Annotated in this window: 19 protein-coding genes; 9 read left to right on the top strand and 10 right to left on the bottom strand. The window is 35.0% G+C overall.

Features of this window, described 5'->3' with window-relative positions:
• Positions 1-3: 3 nt before the first annotated feature.
• From traM to IEX65_RS05415, 8 genes are read right to left on the bottom strand one after another with little or no spacing between them, the layout of a single operon-like run.
• Positions 4-1,149, bottom strand: coding sequence for a conjugative transposon protein TraM (traM, locus tag IEX65_RS05450; RefSeq protein ID WP_188765015.1), 1,146 nt, complete (start codon positions 1,147-1,149; stop codon positions 4-6).
• Between the two features lie 12 nt (positions 1,150-1,161).
• A complete protein-coding gene (locus IEX65_RS05445; RefSeq protein WP_188765014.1) occupies positions 1,162-2,016 on the bottom strand; it encodes a DUF4138 domain-containing protein in 855 nt (284 codons plus the stop codon).
• A 5-nt stretch (positions 2,017-2,021) separates the two neighbouring features.
• A complete protein-coding gene (locus IEX65_RS05440) occupies positions 2,022-2,654 on the bottom strand; it encodes a hypothetical protein (RefSeq protein WP_188765013.1) in 633 nt (210 codons plus the stop codon).
• Complete coding sequence (locus tag IEX65_RS05435; protein ID WP_188765012.1) at positions 2,651-3,589, bottom strand: hypothetical protein; 939 nt, start codon at positions 3,587-3,589, stop codon at positions 2,651-2,653. Before IEX65_RS05435 ends, IEX65_RS05440 begins: the two co-directional genes overlap by 4 nt.
• A gap of 11 nt (positions 3,590-3,600) precedes the next feature.
• The gene (locus tag IEX65_RS05430; RefSeq protein WP_188765011.1) at positions 3,601-6,108 is read right to left on the bottom strand and encodes a TraG/VirB4 family ATPase; all 2,508 of its coding nucleotides are present in this window, start codon (positions 6,106-6,108) and stop codon (positions 3,601-3,603) included.
• A complete protein-coding gene (locus IEX65_RS05425) occupies positions 6,105-6,470 on the bottom strand; it encodes a VirB3 family type IV secretion system protein (RefSeq protein WP_188765010.1) in 366 nt (121 codons plus the stop codon). Before IEX65_RS05425 ends, IEX65_RS05430 begins: the two co-directional genes overlap by 4 nt.
• Positions 6,436-6,786 carry a hypothetical protein gene (locus IEX65_RS05420; RefSeq protein ID WP_188765009.1) on the bottom strand — a complete coding sequence of 117 codons (351 nt, stop codon included), beginning with the start codon at positions 6,784-6,786 and terminating at the stop codon, positions 6,436-6,438. Before IEX65_RS05420 ends, IEX65_RS05425 begins: the two co-directional genes overlap by 35 nt.
• Positions 6,783-7,385: a hypothetical protein gene (locus IEX65_RS05415; RefSeq protein ID WP_188765008.1), complete on the bottom strand. Its 603-nt coding sequence runs from the start codon at positions 7,383-7,385 to the stop codon at positions 6,783-6,785. Before IEX65_RS05415 ends, IEX65_RS05420 begins: the two co-directional genes overlap by 4 nt.
• Before the next feature lie 104 nt (positions 7,386-7,489).
• Here IEX65_RS05415 and IEX65_RS05410 point away from each other — a divergent pair, with 104 nt between their 5' ends.
• From IEX65_RS05410 to IEX65_RS05395, 4 genes are all read left to right on the top strand, one after another.
• Entirely contained in the window at positions 7,490-9,655 is a 2,166-nt protein-coding gene (locus IEX65_RS05410) for a toprim domain-containing protein (protein WP_188765007.1), read from the top strand.
• A 242-nt stretch (positions 9,656-9,897) separates the two neighbouring features.
• On the top strand, positions 9,898-10,359 hold the full coding sequence (locus IEX65_RS05405; protein ID WP_188765006.1) for a single-stranded DNA-binding protein: 462 nt from the start codon (positions 9,898-9,900) through the stop codon (positions 10,357-10,359).
• Between the two features lie 73 nt (positions 10,360-10,432).
• Positions 10,433-10,888 carry a hypothetical protein gene (locus IEX65_RS05400; protein ID WP_188765005.1) on the top strand — a complete coding sequence of 152 codons (456 nt, stop codon included), beginning with the start codon at positions 10,433-10,435 and terminating at the stop codon, positions 10,886-10,888.
• A gap of 71 nt (positions 10,889-10,959) precedes the next feature.
• Complete coding sequence (locus tag IEX65_RS05395; protein WP_188765004.1) at positions 10,960-11,772, top strand: DUF932 domain-containing protein; 813 nt, start codon at positions 10,960-10,962, stop codon at positions 11,770-11,772.
• A 178-nt stretch (positions 11,773-11,950) separates the two neighbouring features.
• Here the strand turns inward: IEX65_RS05395 and IEX65_RS05390 are convergent, their stop codons facing one another.
• Together IEX65_RS05390 and IEX65_RS05385 are read right to left on the bottom strand one after the other, a co-directional pair.
• Positions 11,951-12,307: a hypothetical protein gene (locus IEX65_RS05390; protein WP_188765003.1), complete on the bottom strand. Its 357-nt coding sequence runs from the start codon at positions 12,305-12,307 to the stop codon at positions 11,951-11,953.
• A gap of 1 nt (position 12,308) precedes the next feature.
• The gene (locus tag IEX65_RS05385) at positions 12,309-13,028 is read right to left on the bottom strand and encodes a ParA family protein (RefSeq protein ID WP_188765002.1); all 720 of its coding nucleotides are present in this window, start codon (positions 13,026-13,028) and stop codon (positions 12,309-12,311) included.
• A gap of 507 nt (positions 13,029-13,535) precedes the next feature.
• Between IEX65_RS05385 and IEX65_RS05380 the strand changes: the two genes are divergently transcribed.
• The 5 genes from IEX65_RS05380 to IEX65_RS05360 all read left to right on the top strand — a co-directional run bounded on the left by IEX65_RS05380 (position 13,536) and on the right by IEX65_RS05360 (position 22,568).
• On the top strand, positions 13,536-14,096 hold the full coding sequence (locus tag IEX65_RS05380; RefSeq protein ID WP_188765001.1) for a hypothetical protein: 561 nt from the start codon (positions 13,536-13,538) through the stop codon (positions 14,094-14,096).
• 15 nt (positions 14,097-14,111) lie between these two features.
• Entirely contained in the window at positions 14,112-15,200 is a 1,089-nt protein-coding gene (locus IEX65_RS05375; RefSeq protein WP_188765000.1) for a DUF5712 family protein, read from the top strand.
• A 40-nt stretch (positions 15,201-15,240) separates the two neighbouring features.
• Complete coding sequence (locus IEX65_RS05370; protein WP_188764999.1) at positions 15,241-17,151, top strand: type IV secretory system conjugative DNA transfer family protein; 1,911 nt, start codon at positions 15,241-15,243, stop codon at positions 17,149-17,151.
• Positions 17,152-17,177: 26 nt separating this feature from the next.
• A complete protein-coding gene (locus IEX65_RS05365; protein ID WP_188764998.1) occupies positions 17,178-17,357 on the top strand; it encodes a hypothetical protein in 180 nt (59 codons plus the stop codon).
• A gap of 342 nt (positions 17,358-17,699) precedes the next feature.
• The gene (locus IEX65_RS05360; RefSeq protein ID WP_188764997.1) at positions 17,700-22,568 is read left to right on the top strand and encodes a DEAD/DEAH box helicase; all 4,869 of its coding nucleotides are present in this window, start codon (positions 17,700-17,702) and stop codon (positions 22,566-22,568) included.
• The last annotated feature ends 13 nt before the right edge of the window (positions 22,569-22,581 follow it).

Below are 22,581 nucleotides of genomic sequence, written 5' to 3'. Positions count from 1 at the left end.
CATTTAATTTTGTTTTAAGAATATTTTATAACCTTCATTTAACTCAATTTCTCCTGCTTTTTTCTGAACACCACCATAACGCAATGACCGAGAAATACCACTTACCACGCCAGCCCCCACTTGCCCAACTACTCCTGTTGCACTGCCAATGTTATAAACTGCATTGTCAATGTTATCAATTGCTTGATTATTTTGCTGACGAATTTGCCCTTTGGTATCATCACTTAGATACGCAATGCCTGGCAACATATCGTTACTATCATAAACCACCATTTTTGTAGGAATAAATTCAGTTCCTGATTTGATAGCCGTTATCATAATTATCAAGCGATTTCCGCCCATCATGGCTATGCCACTGCATAGAGCGTTGGCAGGAATGATAATACCATCAATTATCATTGGTTCTAATAATCTTATTCTGACCGATGAATTATTTCGCACCACTTGCGTACCATAAATAGCTGCTTTGACGAGTTCTTTTTTATGAATCGGTGTGTTACGGACTTTATTGGTAGTGTTTTCCAAAACAATCGTATTAAATGGATTTTCTCCTGTGGCTACTTTGATAGGTTCACGAGACTTTACAATTCTTTTTCTTTCCCCATAACCTTCTTTTCTTATTTTTGGGACTGAAACTTGCTCAATTACATTAGGAGTCAAAGGTGAATTTGAGGCTGTTATTTCAGATGAATTATTCGTTTCTGATGTATTTTCTTTGAATACATTACCCACACCATAGTTTTTCAAACCTTTGTCATTGACTTTTAGCGGAGTGCCGCCCAACAGAACTCCGCCCGATGAAGTTTTATCTTCATCAACTGATTTTTTCACTTCATCAAGCATATCACCAAAAGTATCCTTCTTGCCGTTATTGTGGAGAGCCGCCCTTTCATTATCTTGACTTACATCAATTTTGGGCATCGAAAAAGTCATGTTTTTAACAATCTCTTGACGAACGTATTTTGACACACTATAGAAAACAATGAGTAGTAAAAACAAGCCTATTAAAATGAAGACAAGTCTGTTTTTACTAAACAAGCTCAACATCTTTTCACTGAAAACGGAACGCCGTCCGCTTGCTTTTTTTGCAGGAGAAGTTAATGCTTTAGTTTCTTCTTTCACACCTTCATTTTGATTCGCAGTTTCCATTTTTGCTTGTCATTAGAGCATTTCAGCTTTTAATATTTTTTTGAAAGGAATATCTATACTTACATTGCGTAAACCATTCTTTTCTCTGAAAATCACTTGTAAATAACCATTGTCGGTTGTTGCATAGAGTGGCACATAATAGAGATAGGTAATCTGCTTTTGTGGGGAAATGGTTTTGGTTGGTTCAATACTTTTCAAGGCATTTACTTCCTCAATACCTAATGATTGTAAGCGATTAATAGCTTTTTTCTTCATTTTGGATATGTATGAAAAGGAAACATTATCTATTTCATAGGTAATGGAACTCTCATTTTTCACCAAGAATTTAAGATAAGTACCATTTTCATCATTGTGAAGGTTTTCACATTTAACAGCAATACCCGATTGATAGCCTTTAAATAAAATGTTGGGACTAAGAGATGCTAACTTTTTAAACTTATCATTCAGTAGCATATTATCGTCCTTTATTTTGAGCGTTTCTACTCTTTTCTCTAAGCCTCTATAATCATAAAAGGCTTTTGATAAGGGTTCTTGGTAGTTTAGGTATGCTTCATAAATCTGATTCCCGTGTGTCAAAAGTAAAGTTGTTGGCTTGGCACTCGTATTTTTCGCCTTTAAAAACAGAACTTGTGTAGCTACACTTGATTGATTGGTTGATGCGGGTTGTGCTTGATAATCAGTATTACCCAAATTGACAAGAGTAATGGCATCATCAAAAATCAAGTAAGTTGTTGATGTAGCATTAACATAAATGGTGTCTATCTTTTTTTGAGAAAAGATAGCAAATGAGATGAATAACAAAGAAAAGCGGAATGCTGTCCAGAGTGACGACTCCCGACGGAAAGCCGCTCGTAATAGCTTTTTCATAATTTTTATAGTTTTGGTTTATACTCGATATAGTTAAAATTTTGAATTTGTAATCCATATGGGTTCTTTTCTGAATATGGTACTGGCTGTAATTCAAAAATTGCCCCTACGTTGCTTATTTTTTCTTGTTCATTGAAATAGATAGCTTGTTTGAAAAGTAAGGTACATTTGTAAGGTACAACCGACATATCTACACCCATGCTATCTATTTTTATCTTGGAATAAGCATTGAACTTGGTGTAATTTTCTTGTACTTTTTCATCAATAAAGTTCTTGTAAATGGCCTGTGCATCTTGCTTGTTTAGTAGCCAAAAACCTTCATTGAGTCGTTCACTAAATGATTTTGCATCGCTTTCAAAAAACAATTTGGCAAATGTGTTTATCAAGCCTCTTACCTGTCCGATGTTGCGAGTATCGTTATCAGCTAATAAAGCGGCAAACATTTCTTTGCCCGAACGTACAAATACCTTTTGGTCTGAGTTTTTAGTAGCATCCCAAAACAAAGTTCCCCAAAGAATATTTGAAAGAAGCAATAGAAACATACTCGCTTTCAAAAGGTTAAAAAGTCTATCAATGTATTTATTGACATCATTAACGGCAAAGAAATGCCTAATCGCCGTTTGGGTTTTCGCTATCATGGTTTTGTACGATTTGTAGTGTTATTTCTACTAAAAACATCTGAAAAGCCTTGTTTAGTTGCTTCCCATGCTTTGGTTCTTGCTCCTGCTGATTTTTCCCAAACTGACTTTCCTGCTACACTTGCCCCAGCAGCGACCATGCCCCCTGTTACTCCTTGAATACTTCTGATAATGCCACCAATCGCCGAAGAGCCAATGTAAAGTGTGGTTAAAAGCGGAACTCCGAGATACATCAGAATCAAAGCAAGGTTGATAACCAACATATTGACAATATCACTTCCTTGTGTTGTGGTTTGAATTGTGGTTGATAAACCAACCACCAAGTTGTCCAAAACAGATAGCGTAAGTGTCCAAAAGAGAATGTTCAGCATTGAGCGAAACCAATGTGTAATTGTTCCTCCTAAACCTGGAACGGTACTGAGGGCAGTGGCAAAAATACCTACCGAGTAAGTAAATGCGACTAACACATTTTTGACATTTTCTAACAAAAGCCTAATAATCATAGATAAACCATTCTGAATAGCGGTCAGCACTACATTGATTAGTTTTCCAAAATCCATTGTTAATAAATCCCAACCGCTTGCTTCGGTAGAAGGATTGTTGGCATCGCCTGAAACCTTTTTCATTTGAGCCAATATGTCATCAACTTTCGTGTAGGTATTGGCTAATTCATTGATTGCACCAACCACCAAGCCCATCAATTCATTGTAATAACCAATCAGAAACATTAATGCCACGACACGAATTAGATTCAATACATTTGAACCATAAGATTCGCCAAAAACTAAGACCTTGAATAGCATATAAGCAAAATGAATGAATAGCATGATTCCTGCTAATTCTAAGCAATTTCCTTTTGCTTTGGTGGCGAGTAATTGAGCCGTTTTAAATAAGGCATCACCACTAATGGTAACTTGCAAAATAGTGTCTGTCATAATTATTTAGTTTAAATTTCATGTTCTTTCGGGCGGCGTTCCGTCGGGAATCGCCACTCTGGATGGTATTCTGCTTCCCATTCTTCTACGAAGCGGTTAATAGCATAATCAAAGTATTTTCCACCTTCTGCCATTTCTCGAATTTTGTTACGCTCTTCTGCACGAGAGGTAAGCAATGGGATAATTTTCGACGGCACTTCTACCCGATAAACATTGATTAAATCTGCTCTTTTGACAAAAATTTCTCGCCATTTATCAGCGGCATCTTTTCGTAAAGACTTCAATAAGTCTTCGGCGTGTTTGTTCAATCCAAAGAATTTGACGTTTTTATCAATCATGTTGGAATCGGTATGTCGAAGGATGAAAACTGTTGAAGATAAATCTTTGACAACAGTACCAATGGAAGAGTTTTGGATTTCCGAAATGCCTTGGGTAATGATGCTTATTGTCCCCTCACATTTTCTAACAGTTCGATACATATATTCTATAAAACCACCCAACAAACCATCTAACATCGACCATGCTTCATCAATATAAATGCGTTTGATTACTTTGGGATATTTATCTATAATATCGCAGGATAGTTCAATGATGAGCATTCCGACAACTGGATATAATGTAGGGTTAGCCTTTATTTTGGCTAAATCGAAGCAAATCAATGGATAAGAGGCTATCGGTTGTTCTAAGTCGAAGTTATTATCAGAATTCAAAATTGCTTGATAACTCCCAACTGCAAAGGGTTCTAAAGTGATGAGTAATTCATCTATATTGAGACTCTTTTCAATCTTTGTATATACATCTTTCCCATCGTTTTCTTGCTGAAAAGTATTTAAAAAATCATAAAAGCCACAAATACAAGGCATTGTACTTTGTTTTTGTTGGTTATACTCGTCGAAGTATTGATTCAAAAACTTGTTCAGAATACTCCTTTCAGCATTAGTAAGATTTGAATTACCTCGCCAAATCGTAGCAATCAAATTAATCAAAAACTCCATTTTTGCTTCTGTCAATCTGAACTCGCCAGAGATTTCGTCATAGTTTACTAAAAAAGGGTTATACCTTAATGGCTTTTCGGGGTCGTACTCGTAATAGCGGCATTTATCAGGCGGAATGGCATAAAAGATAGAAAGATACGTACCACCCACATCAATAATTATTTGTCTTTCACCTCTATAAAATCTTTGTAAAATCAAATTACCCATCGTGAAACTTTTGCCCGAACCTGGCACCCCAATTGTCAAAGAATTATTGTTTTCAAATCTTATCGTATCGTAAAAATCAACCAATAGTGGATTGCCCATTCTATCGCACAATAAATCACCTTTCTTGTCGCTTTTTAGTAAGGCAGTCGTAGTGAAATAACAAGCTGCCACCATATTATCCATTAATAACCAACGAAAATTCTGATACGAATTACAAGGGGCATTACTGACAAAAAGGTTAGTAGTATCCAAATTTTCTAAATAAGATTCCGCTCCGATTTCTCGATAGGCTTTCATTACTTTTTGAATGGAATCTTCTATTTGTTTGTGTGGAACGCCGCTGGGCGGCATACCGCCCGAAGGCTTCCAAACCAAACATTGCACAGAGACATTCAACAAAGAATTGCCATTGGTTGTAATCTCATTCAAGAACTCGAACATATCTCTACTTTTGGCACGGTGCTGTTCCGACATCAAAAAATCCAGACGAGCAATGTTCTTTGCTTCAAATTCAATCTTGTTATATGCCTTTTGGGTATCCAAAGGTTTGAATGTAACACTCAGCACATGAGGAATTTCTAACTCATTCATCAAGGCATACAACTGTGGAGAAGAGACATTATAACCATTATCCATGTCATTATTGACATTCGTAGGTTGCCCCGACATACTGATGATATTGACAGTATCCGTTCCCAAAATCAAGCGTTCTTTATCGGGTGTGAAGGTTTTGAAGATAGTATATTGGTCAGGTGTAAAATCAAGGTTGAAATATTGACAAAGAACTTTCATTACCTCATCTTCAGTCAAGCGTTGGTAGCTCAAATCGCCTATGCTGACAATCGAAATAAAATGATTGGCAATCGTTTCTATTTTTCTTTTGTACGATGAGATGTCTTTAAATGTATTTTCAAAGACCCGACCGCCCCGACCAAACCAATTATTGGTCAAGGTATAATCCTTGTTTTTTTCTTCCCCAAAACTGATAAACAAGTATTGTTCGTGGCGTTGAATAGGTCTTTCACCAAAAGAATGAATGAAACGCTGCTCGTAATAGTTTTTATCCTTCATCGAAAGATTAGCTTGGTCATAATAATAAAAACCCATCATTTGAACACAAGCACCGATTTCTAAACTTTTCAAGACTTGCGAAACATTTTCACCAATCTTGTTATATTCACCCGTGCTTAATCGCTCTATTTCAACACCTTGCACACGGTAGCCAATTCCCACTCTTCCATCAGACATTATCAATAGATTGTCTTCAAAAGCGAAATAGGGAAACACTTGCTCGAAATTTCTGTGCTGGTCTATCATTGGTTTGATTTTAGAAATTTAGAATGATACTCTCTGAATAATTTAGGTTTAGACATTTCTACTTTTTTGGGAGCAGACAAATACCAATAGATTAGACTTTTCAAAAATGTGGCGTGCTTCTTCGCTGTTATTTTTCGTAAAGCAATAAAACCTGCTATCAGTAATCCCAACAAAACCATATTAACCCATGAAGGAATCGGCAAAAATGTACGCATGATACTAAGCACAATTACAAACCCAAAACTTGTAATAAGAAATAGCATCAAATCACTCATTTCTACTCCTGCAATAAGGGTTGGTTTTTCTAATGATTTTCTGATATTCACCTCAATTACCATTAAAGCCACCTTGTCCGCCCACATCGGTTTTGATTTGCTCAAAAACAAACGTAAATCCGAACCAAAGCAGAACCGCCACTATCAAATAAACCAATCGCATGATTTTATTGGGGCTATCACTGATGAATCCAATAATGACAGAAATAAGTCCGAGGACAATAGCAATCGTGAAAACAACATTTACTACAAGCTGCACCGTTTTACTAATATTTTTTAAGCCGCCAACAACGCCTTGTGCCATGACTTCATTTGGCAACACAGAAAAAATGATGCTCAGAATTAGGTAGATGCTAAACAATTGTAAGTTTTGATTGGTTACACGAAGTTTTAGTGTTTTCATAATTTTGAATTGATGTTTGTAAAATTTAAACTGATTTTGATTTTGGCAACGTCTTCCTCATTCAATACTGCGGTTGCTTGGGTGGTCTTGATTATCTCCTTGTTTGACCTTGTTAGCATTTGAGGTTTAGGTGAAGTTTTTTGTTCGTCAATAACTTTAAGGATATTTTTCTCAGGATTATTAGTTTCTTTGGTTAATTCTTTGACTTTGAAATGTTGCCATTCTACCGCTAATATTTCTTCCTTTTGTTTTATGCCTACCCACTCCAGTGTCCAATGTCTAAGTACTGTCCATAGGAATACCGCCTCTCGGAACGCCGACCGTTTGTATTTTACTGTTTTTTCAAAAATAAAAACTGACCCAAAGATGAACCCTATACCCAAAAAGAAGCATGAAAGCCCTAACAATACACCTCTCAACTCTTTGATTGGAAGTGTCGTAACATCATTCATCCAAAAATAAATAGCCCAGTTTCCAAACCATGCTATAAGAAAAATGCCTATTGAAAAAAGTCCTAACCCTTTGGCTAATAGTATTATTTCTTTACGCTCCCATTCGACCATTTTTAAATGAAATAAGAATACTTTGGGTACAAACATAAATATTTATATTTTCATAAACAAATATTTTTTATGTTTAATGAAAATATATGATAGTATTTTTACAACATTTGTGTTTTCATTTACAAACATTATCTATTCTTATGGAAAATAATTTAGGTAGATTTAGGCAAGAAATTAACATTGCATCTTATGCAGTATCGAAAGGTTGGCAAATCAACCAAAGTAAAAGTGATAAAAACTGCACAGTCGTTCAACGTTTAGAAGACGGCAGAAGTGTTGAAACAATTTTGGTTCGTAAAGACAACCAAAAAGGTTATCGCTACATCACAGATGGCGACCCATCAGACAGAGGAACAATTGTCGATTTTTTGGTAAAGAAAGAAAACTTTTCTATTGTTGAAAAAGAAGATTGGGCAAAAATATTTGCTCATTTGAACAACTATATGGGTAATGCTACCCATGTACAACTGCCACCCTCACCACCCAAACCCGATAAGGATTTACAAAAGCAGGTAGATTCTTTTCACCTAAACATGAATCCATTGACTGACACCCGATATTTGGAAAGTCGTGGATTGACTGAAAATTCTTTTCATTCTCCCGAATTTCAAGGTCAAATATTCAATAGTAGAGTTTATGGTTGGAAAAATATAAGCTTCCCATTACGAACCGATGAAGCCTTTGTGTGTGCTATTAATCGAAGTGATGAACAAAATGGTTATCGAAAAGAACAGTGGAATAGGTTAACGAATGAACGGGACGGTGCAATGCACATTTCTAATTTGGATATTTTCGGTTCAAAAAAGATTGATAAACTCATCATTGCAGAAAGTCCAATAGATACACTTTCTTATCTTGAATTACACCACAAACCTATTCGAGAAAAACAAGAAGGCAACATTTATATTGCCACCGCAGGTACACCAGCCAATGCGGCTTATGCTACCCTTCAAAAAGTAATTAACCAAACCCAGCCCGAAAAAATAATCCTTGCTTTTGATAATGACAATGGTGGGTATCGGCATAGCTTGAATATCATTGGTCAGATTTCTCACCCAAACGCACCAACCTCTGAGCTTATCAAAGGTGATTTTTCATGTATTCACAAAAAAGAGGTCGTTTTGAGACTTCAAATGCCAATTATCAATGCTGAGGATAAATTAACTCAACAAAAACAGGTAGAAGATAAACTGATAAAACCCTTAGAAAGTAAAATTTATCAAGGAAGTGAAGATACCATTAAGTACAGTATTTTATCTGATTCAGCCCATCATCAACAGATAGAAATTAGGTTTCCTTACCACAAAAATTATCTTATCGAAGCCGAAAAAGGTTTGGTAGCCATGAAAGGCTTAGAAGGTACCATCTCCTTAGAACATCCAAAACAAAAAGATTATAACTTGGAAATATGCAGAAATAAACCTTTTGTAGTAAGCCAAGAAACACTTACCAAAGAATCTAAGATTATTGAACTGGCTATGAATCGCTTCGCTCGACCTATCGAGGCGTTAGCGTATGCCCAAAGTTTGGATACAAAAAATAGTAAAGTAGCCAATATTTATCTGGAGAAATATACAGCCTATCAAGAATATGAAGCTCCCGAATTGGTAGCGACGATTAAAAATAAGGATATTGAATTTAGGAATGAAACCTTCAAGAAAGATATTGCCACCAGTCAAAAACAATTCCAAGAACAACAAGCCTTAGAAAAACAGAAGTTAATAGCCATTTCGATTACTGATACTATATTCAAACAAAACGAACTGGTTTTGCTATCAACGCACCACAGAGAAGATAATTCGTTGGAATGTAGATTCCAAACGGTTAGTAAAACACCATTACAAGCAATGGTTAGTAATGATACTGCATTCATGGATAAGATTAATGCTGCTTCCACAGATAAATGTTCTGTTGTTTTTAAACAAGATAGCATAACACTCCTTTCAGTTCCAGTTTTGCATGAAAGTCTATTGTTGGGAGAGAAGTTTGTAGAACGTAATGAGCAAAACATTGAGAAAATGGATAACACAAGTAAAGTGGAATTGTTGAAAAAAGATTTGAACTTGAAAGAAATTACCATAACTGATACACAAGGCGAAATACTTGCCATTGCTGATTATTCAGTCAAAGTGAAAAAAGATGGTGAAATATCGGTACATAAAATTGAAAAAATTGACCTTGAAAAAATTAATCAAGATGGATTAGATAGCTTGGTTATCCGAGAAGAATTAGATAAATCTACCGATGAAAGAGACAATGGATATAATCAAAAACAAGAACCAGAAACGATAGAAATAAGTCTGTAAAACAAAATGTATTGTGTTTAATTATGCCCTTCAAAGTTAAGTTTTTGGAGGGCTTTTTTATACCTAAAAGAGTTTTTGTTAAGGGGAAAAAAGGATGAATCTTGTTTGTCGATTCTATCTCATTTACTTCAAAAAACACCCTTTCTGCCGTATCTTTATACTATCAAACAAGGAGATAATGAGCTAATAATCAGCACATTATCTCATTAAAACATTCATTTTTATCTTTGATTTATACAGCAATGAACAAAACAATTTTAATCGGAAATGTGGGCGGTACACCCGAAGTTAAGACCCTTGATAGTGGTTCAAAAGTAGCTACTTTTTCTTTGGCAACGAATGAAAATTATACCAAGAAAGACGGCACAAAAGTAGAGCAAACGGAATGGCATCGCTTGGAAGTTTGGGGCAATTTAGCCAACGTAGCTGAAACGATTATAAAAAAAGGAGACCGTATTTGCATCGAAGGAAAAATCAGAACTGAAAAATGGGAAGACAAAGACGGCAACGCCCGAACATCTGTAAAAATCAGAGTTGACCGCATTGAATTATTGGGCAAACGCAGAGAAGAAGTTGAAGCAAAGGCAGAGCAAGAAGCTAAACAAGACCCCAAAGGAAACAAGAAAAAACCTTTACTTGGAGAAACCAAAGAAAGCAATGTTGCTTTTGAAGCAGGTAAAAATGAAGGTGATTTACCATTCTAAATTATTTTAATAATAATATAAGGGAAAAAGCCCCCTTTCATCGGCTTATCAAATCAATTAATTTCTAAATACAATGACAAATCCAGTAAACACTCCAACAAAAAACAGCAACGGCAGTCCATCGCACGGTACACCAGTTGCACCTGCAAAGGCTGAAACAGTGGCCGAAAAAAGCAAAATCAACGGTACAGAGCCGATTGTTACCGAAGAGCAAAAGCCGATTGAAGTTTCTGCACAACTTCAGGTAATTGAATTAAAATCAGCCAATGCCGTTTTTGACCGTTTGGATGAAGGGTTAAAAATGAAAGAACAATTCAACAAAGCCAAAGAACGAGTAGGCGAATTTGAGGATTTTTCAAAAGATTACGGTGATGAAGGTTTAGTTATGACTATTTCAAATGTAGGAACAAACAAAAACATTCAAATTCAGAATGTAGCCATGATTTTGGATTTTGTCAATAATTTGGTAAAAACAGGCAAAACCCACCTCAAAGCCTTAGAAACTGAAATTGTCAATTTCACTATCTAACAAACAAAGAAAGCCCAATTTTAGGGTTGGGCTTTCTTCAAATCAATTTTTAAAACTCAAAATTTAATTCAATGGAATCTTTAGAATGGGATATTATAGAAAAACCGATTTTTGCCAACAATAAGCAAGTTTTAGGCTATAAAGGTATTTTTCGCAACGATAATGGGCAATTATTAAACATTGCCAAATCCAGTTACACCCCCACACACAACGAAAAATTTATCGAAGTAACCGAAAAACTACACGCTATTACAGGTTTTCCGATTGAAAATTATTACGATGTGGATGGAGGAAAAAAGGTTTTATCATTTCTCAAATGTACCGACACAATGCAGGTTTGCGGGCATGAGTTTAAAGATTATTTGATGATAGGCAATAGTTTTGATGGTTCAACGGGCTTTTTTATTGGAAATAGTAATATTATGGTCAGATGTTCCAACCGTTTTTCAAGAAATTTTCGTCAACTCCAAGTAAACCACACTAAAAATAACAGTCTCCGCATTGATGGTTTAGTACAATACTTTGATATGTTTATGAAGCAACGCACCCAATTATTTGAAAAAATGGAGCAACTTTCTTGGGTAAAAATTGATGATTCCATCAAAGATGCTTTGGTTGAGCGATTAACCCGAATGAATGACGAAGAAAAACTCGGCAATGAATTATCGACCCGAAAAAGAAATATTATAACTAATCTCAATTCTTCAATTGACAGAGAATGTGCCGATTTGGGTGATAATGCTTTTGGACTTTTTAATGGCATCACGCACTACACTACCCACATTAAAAACACAAAAAATGCCACCTTTGGCAATCCGTTTGGTTCGTCAAACGAACTCAATCAAACTGCTTTTAAATTCTGTACGGAGTTAATAAATGCCTAAAAATTAGGGTTGCAGGTGCAAATGCTTACAACCCTAATTTTAATTTCCTTGTACTTTTTACCTAAATGACACAAATCCAATTTGTCCAAAAAAATTTTGGGCTTCGCCCAATCGTTATTTTAAAGTTTTTGGAATGGCATAGTCCTATTTACTAATTGTTCACTGAAATCAATTCATCTTAGATGTTCTTAAACAGGTCGGCATTAGCAGCTAAATCCTTTTCCAAGAGTCCTAAAAAGTATTGTTGCTTAGACTTACCTTTCATTTTTGATATTATTTCAAGTTTGTAGAGCAGTTTGACCGAAGCAATTTTTAATTCAATCCTCCAAACTTTGTCAGTCGCTTCAAGTACTTTTTCTTTCCCCTTGACTACTTTATTGGGTTTATCGACAGGCTTTGTTGCTACTTCCAAAGTCTCATTGGTTGTAATTTCAACAGGTTTATCGTACATTTTACCAATATTTCTACCCAAGCGTTCACGCATGAGCTGCTGTTTTTCTTCCATTGTCATTGGCTTACCTTTCTGATTTTCCATATCATAGTTCAATCTTAAATTTCTCAATAAATTCCTTGAAAAAAGGCTCAAACTTCTCTTTACCGCCCTTTTTATCAAAAATCGACGTGTAAGAATCTTTGATAACAAACACTTCGAGCATGGATAAAGGAGTGTCAAAAAATGGTACTTCTTCGTTTTGTTTCATCAACTCCAGCACCTCTTTGTCATTATTGGTCGAACGAGATTGATTCAAAAAGGCGTAAAAGTAAAAATCAAGGTCTAAATCAGTTCGTTGTTTTTCAATTTCTTTAATTACAGGTAGAAATTGAAACATTGAATCCGTAGAAAAACTACTGCTTTGGGTCGGAATTAAGATACTATCGCAGGGAGCAAAAATATTGATGGCATCTTTGATAATGTCGTCTTTGTTAGTCAATCGTGGAGCATCAATGAATATAAAATCGAATAAATTTTGGTTTTCTTGTACCAATTCGTGCAATGTATCGGTTTCTTCAATACTGATGATTTCGTAGGGAAAAACAAAACCTTCGTCCTTTTTCTCATAATCAGCTACTCGTGTCATAGCAATTGTTGCTTGTAAATCGGCATCAATTACCAAAACTTTCTTTTGATAAGTGCTTCCCAAAATATTTGCCAATAGAGCTGTAATCGTGGTTTTTCCAACGCCACCCTTTTGATTTGCTACTGAAATAATTCGAGCGGACAGAGAACCGTTGTTGTTTCTTGTTTGTGTTGTCATTGATTGATTGTTTTAAAATTTATACTATTTCTGTTTTTTAGTAATTCTGTATTGAACAGGTATCTGTGATTCTGTATTTCTGTTAATCTGTATTTCTGATTTTTTGTAATACTGTTTTTCTGTCATGAGCGGGGTGCGTAATCTATTTCTGTACTTCTGCTTTTCTGTATTCTTGTATTTTTGTACTTCTGCTTTCCAGTATTTCTATTTTTCTGTTTTACCGTATATCTGTTTTACCGTAAATCTGTCTTTCTGTTTTATCCTATTTCTGTAATTCTGACACAAATATATAATTCATTTTATATATTTATTTATTTTATTTGAAAATATTTATATTTAAGATTTCGTTAATACTACGTAGAATAGGGTTTAGCAAGAAGGGTGAGGTTAGCAGAGCTAATTCATTTATAATCAGAGGATTATAAAAAACAAAGTACCCCAAAGTAAATGCAAGTCATTGATTATCAATGAATTAAAACAGTATAAAGTACCCCGATATACAAAAATATGGAAAAAGAAGTGCGAATAGCCAAAATTAAGATTGATGAAGAGATTGTCAAAAATGTAAGAGTAACCGTTGAAAATTTAAACAAAATCAATGGCGATGCTATCATTCCAACACTCTCAGAAAAAGATAAAACTCATCTAAAATCGGTCTTCGTTAATGGTAAGCTAACGCAAAAAGTTGAGAAATTATCCATGAAAATGTTTACCGAAACTGCTTTAAACTACTTTATTAAACACAAAATAGACCCTCGATTTTTTGATGATAATGATTCAATAGCTAACCAAGTAGTACGCTTACGAAATCAGATTTTTTCTTTTTTGCAGGTGCAAGAACGCCAACATATTATGCCAATTAATACTGTTTTGGCAGAATTAAAGAAAAGAGAAACTGATAAGTTAATCAACGAAAACAAGCAAATTTCGAGGCAGACTTTAGCGTATTTGGTATCATTTACCACACTTTTCTTTGAAACATTAGATATGACTAAAGATGAAGTTGAAGCCATTAAGGCAAGGCTTGATTTATTTTATAAAGAAGCTTTCAAACATTTAGAGGAATAAAGAAATATCGAATCTATGTATTCAAAAATAATTAACCCTACCAAGCATGGCAACATAGTTTATGACAATAAAAGTAGTGCCGCTCGATTGGGTAATTATCTCAATAAAGAACCATCAACGAACGAAGAAAAAGGTATTTTCTTTAATTCTTTGGGCGATTTTGATAAAAAACAAATGTTGGAAGCCATTGATAATAATGTAAAAGGCTTGACCCAAAAAGATGATAAATTTCATTCGCTGGTCATTGCTCCGTCAGCAAAAGAGTTGGAGCATATAGGCAATGACCATTCAAAATTGAAGGCATTTACTATCGCTTGTATGGAAAAATATGCAGCTAATTTCAATCTGGGCGGTACTCCGTTAAATACAGGCAGAAAGCTTTCTGAAAAAGATTTAGTTTGGTATGCTACCATTCACCAAAACAGAGCCTACAAAGGTACAGATGTAGAAGTTTTGAACGGTGAAAAGAAATCGGGCGATTTGAAAAAAGGTTTACAGACACATATTCACGTAGTAGTTTCAGCACGAGATAAGGAGCAGAAAATTACGCTAAATCCAAATACATCTAATAAACAAAGGTTCAAAATGACAACTTGGTTTGAAGCCAATCAACGACAGTTTAACCAACAATTTGATTTTAAACCTGACCCCAAGGAAATACCTAAATCCAAAGATAAAACTGCCTATTTTATTCTTTGGACTGAAAAGAAATTACATCTATTGGAGAAGTTGGGTATCACAGACAAGCAAATTACTGAAATCAGAAACATTGCAAAAATCAAAAACAATAGCACTGATTTTCGGAAAAATTTAGGTATGGTTATAAAAGAAGTAAGGGCAAATAAAAGTTCTAAGAATAGCCAACAGCAGCAAAAGAATATTCCAATTTCATCTGAGCAAATGAAATTATTGGAAAATACCACGCCTTTTAAAATCCAAACTGATTTAGAGCTACCATCAACAAACAAATCATTCATGGCTGAATTTAAAAGTTTTCAGAGCATTTTTGAGCATCTAAGCACAGACGAATTTAGTAAAAATCAAATAAACCCTTCTGCGAAACGCAAAAAGAAACGCAATTTAAATCAAGACTTGTCTTTATAAACTTTCTTGTATAAGATATTTTCATTTTAATACAAAAATTATGAAAAAAGAAAAACTATTAACATGGACTATTATTTCAATTTTAATGACTTTTATCTTTGGTGAAGCCTTTATTCGCTATTGGATAAAAGCAGAAAATATGCCCCGATGGTTTTTAGTTCGCTATGCTACGTACTATAATTACTATGGTTTTTTAGTTCGATTAATGGCATTTTCTTTACTTTGGCTATTCTTTTATATAAGCCGAAAACAATCGCTTGCCGAACGATATGGCTTTACTCCAAGAAAAGTTTTGAATGAAAAGCACCGTAAATATATAATAATCACCTATGTTTTGTGTGCGACATTAGGGTTATTTATTATCTATCTACCATTCTCGTTTTTAACACTTTTTATTTATGTAGCGATTGTTACGCTTGGCTTTCTTTTCTCGTATTTTCCTGAAAAAGAAATTGAAAGAGTGCAGACTGACCGAAAAAAGAATGAAACCAACTATTCTTTACATCTGAAAGGAGATAATCAAAAACAAGTAAACATCACCAATCCATTTCGTGGAATTTTGGTTATTGGCTCAAATGGTGGTGGTAAGACAGTTTCAACTGCCGAGCCATTCATCGAACAGTTTGCACGAAAAAATTATGCAGGAATCATCTATGATTACAAATTCCCTACTTTATCTGATATTGCCTATCTGCATTTTTCAGCCAAGAAAGAATCGAATAAAGGTGAATTACAGCCTACTTTTTTTGTAGTCAGTTTTTCAGATATTAGTAAATCGCACCGCTTCAACCCTTTGAACCCAAAATACTTGAAAAGTCAGATTTATGCCACTGAGTTTGCTAAGGCATTAGTCGTGAATTTTAACACTGAATCGAATCAAAAATCTGACTTTTGGGTGAAATCTTCTACTGCTTTTTTGACGGCTATTATCTGGTTTCTAAAAAAACATCATCCTCTTTTTTGTACCATTCCACATTTAGTAAGTATCATTACTGGCTTTTCGTACCGAGATACAATGGCGATGCTCGAAACTGACGATGAATGTGCCAAAATCATTCGGTCGGTGCTAACAGCACGAGATGAACGAGCTGGAAATCAATTATCAGGCGTTGTTAGCTCCTTACAAATTGATTTTGCGACCTTAAACGACCCCAATTTGATATATGTTTTATCGGGCGATGATTTTGATTTGAATATCAATGACCCTAAGTATCCAAAGGTCATTTGTGTAGGAACTGATAATCATATTGCGGCAGCACTTTCTCCGATTATTTCATTGATATTTTCGGTAGCACTCAAACAAATGAATGAGCAAGGTAAACACCATTCTTTTTGCTTGCTCGATGAAGCCGCCCAAATCAACATTCCTCGATTATCAAATGTACCAGCCACTTGCCGAAGCAATAAACTTTCAGTAATATTCATGGCACAAAATTTAACGCAAATCGAAGATAAATATGGAAAACCCGAAGCTGAATCACTATTAGCCAACTTAAATTACCAGTTTTTTACACGTACAACTGTATTTTCAACGGCAGAGTATATTTCAAGGATGATTGGCGAAACTAAATTAGTTACTAAAAGTGAAAATCAGAGTCATAGTTCAAAGGGGTTAAACTCAACCAATAATTCAATAGGAAAGAATTTTTCAGAAATTGAAAAGCGTGCTGTAAAACCCCAAGATGTTTTGAATCTTCAAGCGGGCGAGATTGTAGGCATAAGAGCCATTGAGCCAAGCGACATTAAGGTTGGTACTATCATTCCTACATTTAAAATGAAAGTCATAAGAGAGATTTTTAAAACTATTGATGGCATGAATGGGGAATATAAAAAAGATGGTTCATTTCAAACACATAGCAAGCCTATACCGAGTTTTAATCAGCCTGTTGACATGGAAGTAATGATGAATAAAATTGCCGAAGATTGTAAAAAAATGCTTAGAATTTCGTAAATTTATACCTAAAACCACCAAATGTTATGGACACTTTTCTTAAAATCTTAAAATTTATTTTTTATGCAGTTTTGATGATTTTTGCTATTGCAATGAAGATTCTCGCCTTTTTCATAGAGATTTTTGTAGGTAGCTCAAATAAAACATCAAAGGGCTATTACAAAGAAGTGGAAGAAAAAGGAAATTATACAGGAAAATATGATTGATTGTGTTCATTCGTGATGTTGCATTTGATGCAACCGAGTATAAGGTATCATTATAGTCCCACCCACCAGCCGCACAAGACTTTGCCTAACTCTAAATACTTTCCGCACAGCCTAAAATCTGTTGGAGGCTCTGCACAGGCTTACTGCCATTCCTTATCGGTCGTTCCTTCCTGCAAAGGAATCGCAACCGCACACAGATATTAGGCTTTTCCATCGCACATTTAGGTTAGGCACGCCTTTTGACTACGCACCCCACCCGATTATTTCTTTATTGGTCGTATTGCTTTGTGTTCAATAATTGGCGTAATTGCTACTTAATAGAAATTACAGCGTAACAAAACCATGAACGAAAAAACAACTTTTCAAACTGTACTTAATAAACTTCGTAAAGCGGCATTCTCCGAACGTGATAAAGGAGATAAGTTTGAAAGAACAATGAAGGCTTTTCTTCAAACTGACCCAAATTATGCTTATAAATTCAAATCTGTTTGGCTCTGGAATGATTTTCCTGCTCGTAAAGATTTTGGTGGAAAAGATACTGGTATTGATTTAGTTGCACTGACAAATGAGGGTGATTATTGGGCGATTCAATGCAAATGTTATCAAGAAAAAGCCATAATTGATAAACCAGAAGTTGATTCTTTTCTTTCGACATCCAGTAGAACTTTTACTGATGAAAATAATAGTAAGGTTAGTTTTGCTCATCGGCTATGGATTTCTACCACCAATTATTGGGGGGTAAATGCACAGGAGGCCATCAAAAATCAAAATCCGCCAGTTTCTCGTTTAAGTCTTTATGATTTAGAACAAGCTCCTGTTGATTGGGAAAAACTCGAAAATGGTGTATTTGGTGAGAAAGCAAGATTAGCAAGAAAAAGCCCTCGTACACACCAATTACAAGCAATAAACGCTACAAAAGACCATTTTAAAACCGCTGATAGAGGTAAATTAATTATGGCTTGTGGCACAGGCAAAACATTTACCTCTTTAAAAATCGCTGAAAATGAAACCAATGGCAAAGGTTTAATATTGTTTTTAGTTCCTTCAATTGCCTTATTAGGTCAAACATTAAGAGAATGGACAGCCGAAGCAAACGAGCCAATTAATGCAATTTGTATATGTTCAGATTCAGGAGTTAGTAAAAAAAATGATGATGGTGATAATACAGGCACTACCGATTTAGCTTTGCCAGCATCAACGAGCGTAACGAATATTTTACGCCAATTTGAATATTTTAAGCAATCGCCAAACAAAGGAATGACGGTTGTTTTTTCTACATATCAGTCAATCGAAGTCATTTCAAATGCACAAAAAGGTTTATTAGCAAAAGATAAAGAAAACCCGTTTGGAATTTTTGATTTAATTATCTGTGATGAAGCCCACCGAACCACAGGCGTAACACTTTCTGGTGGCGATGAATCAGCTTTTGTAAAAGTGCATGATAATGAGTTTTTGAAAGCAAAGAAAAGAGTTTACATGACTGCCACACCAAGGCTTTTTGATGATAACGCCAAATCAAGAGCAGCACAGGCAGACGCAGAACTTTGTTCGATGGATGATGTGGCAGTTTATGGTGAAGAAATTTATAGAATAGGTTTTGGCAAAGCAGTTGAAGAAGGTTTATTATCTGATTATAAGGTTCTTGTATTGACATTGAGCGAAAGCGATATGCCAATTGCCATTCAGCAAATGATAGCTGATGATAGCAACGAAATCAATACTGATGATGCTTCAAAGCTAATTGGTTGTATCAATGCACTATCAAAACAAATTTTGGGCGATGCTGGATTATTAAAAGAAACCGACCCCGAACCAATGCGAAGAGCAGTAGCTTTTTGCCAAAATATCAAAGAATCAAAGAAAATTACAAGCATTTTCAACGATACTCGTGATACTTATTCCGATTCATTACCTGCCGAAAAACGTGAGCAATTAGTATCAATCGCTTCTAAGCACGTTGATGGTGCAATGTCAGTAACTGACCGTTATCGAGAATTGGCATGGTTGAAAGATACGCCCGAAGGCCCAAGAGAATGCAGAGTTTTGACCAATGCCCGATGCCTGAGCGAAGGGGTGGACGTTCCATCGTTAGATGCTGTTTTGTTTTTATCGGCTCGAAATTCACAAGTTGATGTGGTGCAATCGGTTGGACGTGTGATGCGAAAATCCCCTGGCAAAAAGTATGGTTATATTATTATTCCTGTGGTGATTCCTTCAAATGTTGAAGCCGATAAAGCTCTCGATGATAACGACCGTTATAGAGTTGTTTGGACTGTTTTAAATGCCCTTCGGGCCCATGACGACCGTTTTAATGCTACTGTAAATAAAATTGAACTCAACAAAAAACGCCCCGAACAAATTTTGGTAGGCAGACCAGATTATGGCAATAGTGATGATAATTCAACCAATAGCCAAGCCAATACCGAATTAAACCGACAAATGGCAATCCAGTTTGAGCAATTACAAAGTGTTGTTTTTGCTCGAATGGTTACGAAAGTCGGCGACCGCCGTTATTGGGAGCAGTGGGCAAAAGATGTTGCACAAATTGCCGAACGATACATTGAGCGTATCAATCGCTTGATTAATGAAGATACCAAGCATAACCAAGCTTTTGCGAACTTTTTAAGTGGTTTACAAAAAAACATCAATCCGTCAATTTCGCAGGAAGAAGCCGTTGAAATGCTTTCGCAGCATATCATAACTAAGCCAGTTTTTGAAGCACTTTTTGAAGGTTATTCGTTTGTAAAGAATAACCCGATTTCGGTTTCGATGCAAACAATGCTTGATTTATTGGAAGACCAATCGTTTGATAAAGACACCGAAACACTACAAAAATTCTATGAATCTGTAAAATCTCGTGCAGGTGGCATTGACAATGCAGAAGGTAAACAGAAAATAATAGTTGAATTATACGATAAATTTTTCAAGTCAGCATTTCCAAAAATGGTTGAAAAATTGGGTATTGTTTATACGCCAGTTGAAGTCGTAGATTTTATGATTAAGTCGGTGGATGATATTCTGAAAAAAGAATTTGGGCGTTCAATCTCAGATGAAAACATTCATATTCTCGACCCATTTACAGGCACAGGTACATTTATGACCCGATTGTTACAAAGTGGTTTAATCAAAAAAGAAGATTTAGAACGAAAATATACCCAAGAACTTCATGCCAACGAAATTGTATTATTAGCTTATTATATCGCTGCCATCAATATCGAAAATACTTACCATGACCTATTAACGGACATTGAGCCTAGCCGAAATGGAAGCGTCGAATACAAACCTTTTGAGGGTATTTGTTTAACAGATACTTTCCAATTAGGCGAATCAGATGCCAGTGAAAAAATGTTTTCTGAAATGTTTCCACAAAACTCAAGCCGTGTAATTGCTCAAAAGAAAGCCCCTTTGCGTGTTATTATGGGAAATCCTCCTTACTCAGTTGGTCAAAAATCAGCCAATGATAACGCACAAAATCAAAGCTATGAGAAATTAGATAGCCGAATAGCAAAGACTTATGCAGTAGAAACACAAGCAACAAATAAAAACTCACTATATGATTCTTATATAAAGGCATTTAGATGGAGTACAGACCGTTTAGACAAAGAACATGGTGGAATGATAGCCTTCGTTTCAAATGGAGCTTGGATAGATGGAAATAGTACAGAAGGCTTTCGCAAGTGTTTAGAAAAAGAGTTTACAGCTATTTATGTTTTTAATTTAAGAGGAAATCAGCGAACCAGTGGCGAACTTTCGAGAAAAGAAGGTGGAAAAATATTTGGCTCAGGTTCAAGAACGCCCATTGCTATTACTTTTTTAGTTAAAAATCAAAATTTTAAAACCGATAAAGCGGTTATTCATTATCACGATATTGGGGATTATCTAAGCCGAGAAGATAAACTAAATATTATTACAAAATTCAAATCGGTAAATAATGAAAAAATAGATTGGCAAATACTTTCACCTAATGAACATGGTGATTGGATTAGTGTTAGGAATAGTGTTTTTGAAACTTTCATACCGTTAGGAATTAAGGATGAGAAAAAAACATTTTTTGTTAATGGGTTATATTGTAGGGGTTTAGAAACTTCTCGTGATACGTGGTGTTATAATTCAAATATTGATATTTTAAGCCATAATGTATCAAAGTCAATAAATTTTTATAATCAACAAACTATATTTTTTTTAGAAGAGCGGGTTAAACATGAAAAATTAAAAATTGAAGATTTTGTAGAATATGACGATTTAAAAATTAACTGGACTCGTGCTTTTTTAGCAGAAGCTAATAATGGAAAAGAAAAAAAGTTTGATATTCAGAATTTAAGAGTTGGGTTTTATCGCCCATTTTTCAAGCAACATTTATATTTTAGTAGAGAATTTAATAATGTTGTTTCAAGAATGGATTCTTTTTTCCCAAGTTCTGACTCTAAGAATGTTATCATAAGTCTTTCGGGAATTGGTGGGAGCAAAGATTTTTCAACCATAATTACAGATTGTATTCCAGATGTACAATTGCAATTTAATGGTCAGTGTTTCCCATTATATTATTATGAAGAAAATGAAAAAAAGCAAGTAAGTTTATTTGAGGAAAATAAAGATAAATACATTCGACGTGATGGCGTTTCTGATTTTATCTTGCAACAAGCACAAAGGTCTTATGGTAAAAATGTAAGCAAGGAAGATATTTTTTATTATGTTTATGGCTTTCTGCATAGCCCTGAGTATAAAGAAATATTTGCGGCAGACCTTAAAAAAATGTTACCACGTTTGCCATTAGTAGATGAAATGAAAGACTTTTGGGCATTCAGTAAAGCAGGTCGCAAATTAGCAGAATTACACATAAATTATGAAAACGTACCACCAGCCGAAGGTGTAATTGTCAAAGGAGCAGATGGTGAATTTTTCAAAGTTGAAAAAATGCGTTTCCAAAGCAAAGACGATAAAAGCAAGATACTTTTCAATAGCAAAATCACAGTCGAAAATATTCCTGTCGAAGCATACGAATATGTAGTAAACGGCAAATCTGCCATTGAATGGATAATGGAGCGTTACCAAATAACGGTACACAAAGAAAGCCAAATCAAAAACGACCCGAACGATTGGGCAGATGAAGTCGGTAATCCGAGATATATTTTAGATTTATTATTGAGTATTATTAACGTTTCTTTGCAAACCGTTGAAATAGTTAAAGGTTTGCCGAAGGTTAAATTTTGAAGTAATTAGAAAA

This window comes from Emticicia aquatilis (assembly GCF_014644295.1).
GTDB classification, from domain to species: Bacteria; Bacteroidota; Bacteroidia; order Cytophagales; family Spirosomataceae; genus Emticicia; species Emticicia aquatilis.
The sequence above is the reverse complement of the archived record's forward strand: the minus strand, read 5'-3'. Positions and strand labels throughout refer to the sequence as shown.

What these genes read in the sequence shown, in the direction of transcription:
- traM (WP_188765015.1), bottom strand. Translation starts at nt 1,149, where the DNA reads ATGGAAACTGCGAATCAAAATGAAGGTGTGAAAGAAGAAACTAAAGCA.
- IEX65_RS05385 (WP_188765002.1), bottom strand. Translation starts at nt 13,028, where the DNA reads ATGACAACACAAACAAGAAACAACAACGGTTCTCTGTCCGCTCGAATT.
- IEX65_RS05370 (WP_188764999.1), top strand. Translation starts at nt 15,241, where the DNA reads ATGAAAAAAGAAAAACTATTAACATGGACTATTATTTCAATTTTAATG.
- IEX65_RS05405 (WP_188765006.1), top strand. Translation starts at nt 9,898, where the DNA reads ATGAACAAAACAATTTTAATCGGAAATGTGGGCGGTACACCCGAAGTT.
- IEX65_RS05425 (WP_188765010.1), bottom strand. Translation starts at nt 6,470, where the DNA reads ATGTGGGCGGACAAGGTGGCTTTAATGGTAATTGAGGTGAATATCAGA.
- IEX65_RS05430 (WP_188765011.1), bottom strand. Translation starts at nt 6,108, where the DNA reads ATGATAGACCAGCACAGAAATTTCGAGCAAGTGTTTCCCTATTTCGCT.
- IEX65_RS05375 (WP_188765000.1), top strand. Translation starts at nt 14,112, where the DNA reads ATGTATTCAAAAATAATTAACCCTACCAAGCATGGCAACATAGTTTAT.
- IEX65_RS05395 (WP_188765004.1), top strand. Translation starts at nt 10,960, where the DNA reads ATGGAATCTTTAGAATGGGATATTATAGAAAAACCGATTTTTGCCAAC.
- IEX65_RS05445 (WP_188765014.1), bottom strand. Translation starts at nt 2,016, where the DNA reads ATGAAAAAGCTATTACGAGCGGCTTTCCGTCGGGAGTCGTCACTCTGG.
- IEX65_RS05400 (WP_188765005.1), top strand. Translation starts at nt 10,433, where the DNA reads ATGACAAATCCAGTAAACACTCCAACAAAAAACAGCAACGGCAGTCCA.
- IEX65_RS05415 (WP_188765008.1), bottom strand. Translation starts at nt 7,385, where the DNA reads ATGTTTGTACCCAAAGTATTCTTATTTCATTTAAAAATGGTCGAATGG.
- IEX65_RS05360 (WP_188764997.1), top strand. Translation starts at nt 17,700, where the DNA reads ATGAACGAAAAAACAACTTTTCAAACTGTACTTAATAAACTTCGTAAA.
- IEX65_RS05380 (WP_188765001.1), top strand. Translation starts at nt 13,536, where the DNA reads ATGGAAAAAGAAGTGCGAATAGCCAAAATTAAGATTGATGAAGAGATT.
- IEX65_RS05440 (WP_188765013.1), bottom strand. Translation starts at nt 2,654, where the DNA reads ATGATAGCGAAAACCCAAACGGCGATTAGGCATTTCTTTGCCGTTAAT.
- IEX65_RS05365 (WP_188764998.1), top strand. Translation starts at nt 17,178, where the DNA reads ATGGACACTTTTCTTAAAATCTTAAAATTTATTTTTTATGCAGTTTTG.
- IEX65_RS05435 (WP_188765012.1), bottom strand. Translation starts at nt 3,589, where the DNA reads ATGACAGACACTATTTTGCAAGTTACCATTAGTGGTGATGCCTTATTT.
- IEX65_RS05390 (WP_188765003.1), bottom strand. Translation starts at nt 12,307, where the DNA reads ATGGAAAATCAGAAAGGTAAGCCAATGACAATGGAAGAAAAACAGCAG.
- IEX65_RS05420 (WP_188765009.1), bottom strand. Translation starts at nt 6,786, where the DNA reads ATGAAAACACTAAAACTTCGTGTAACCAATCAAAACTTACAATTGTTT.
- IEX65_RS05410 (WP_188765007.1), top strand. Translation starts at nt 7,490, where the DNA reads ATGGAAAATAATTTAGGTAGATTTAGGCAAGAAATTAACATTGCATCT.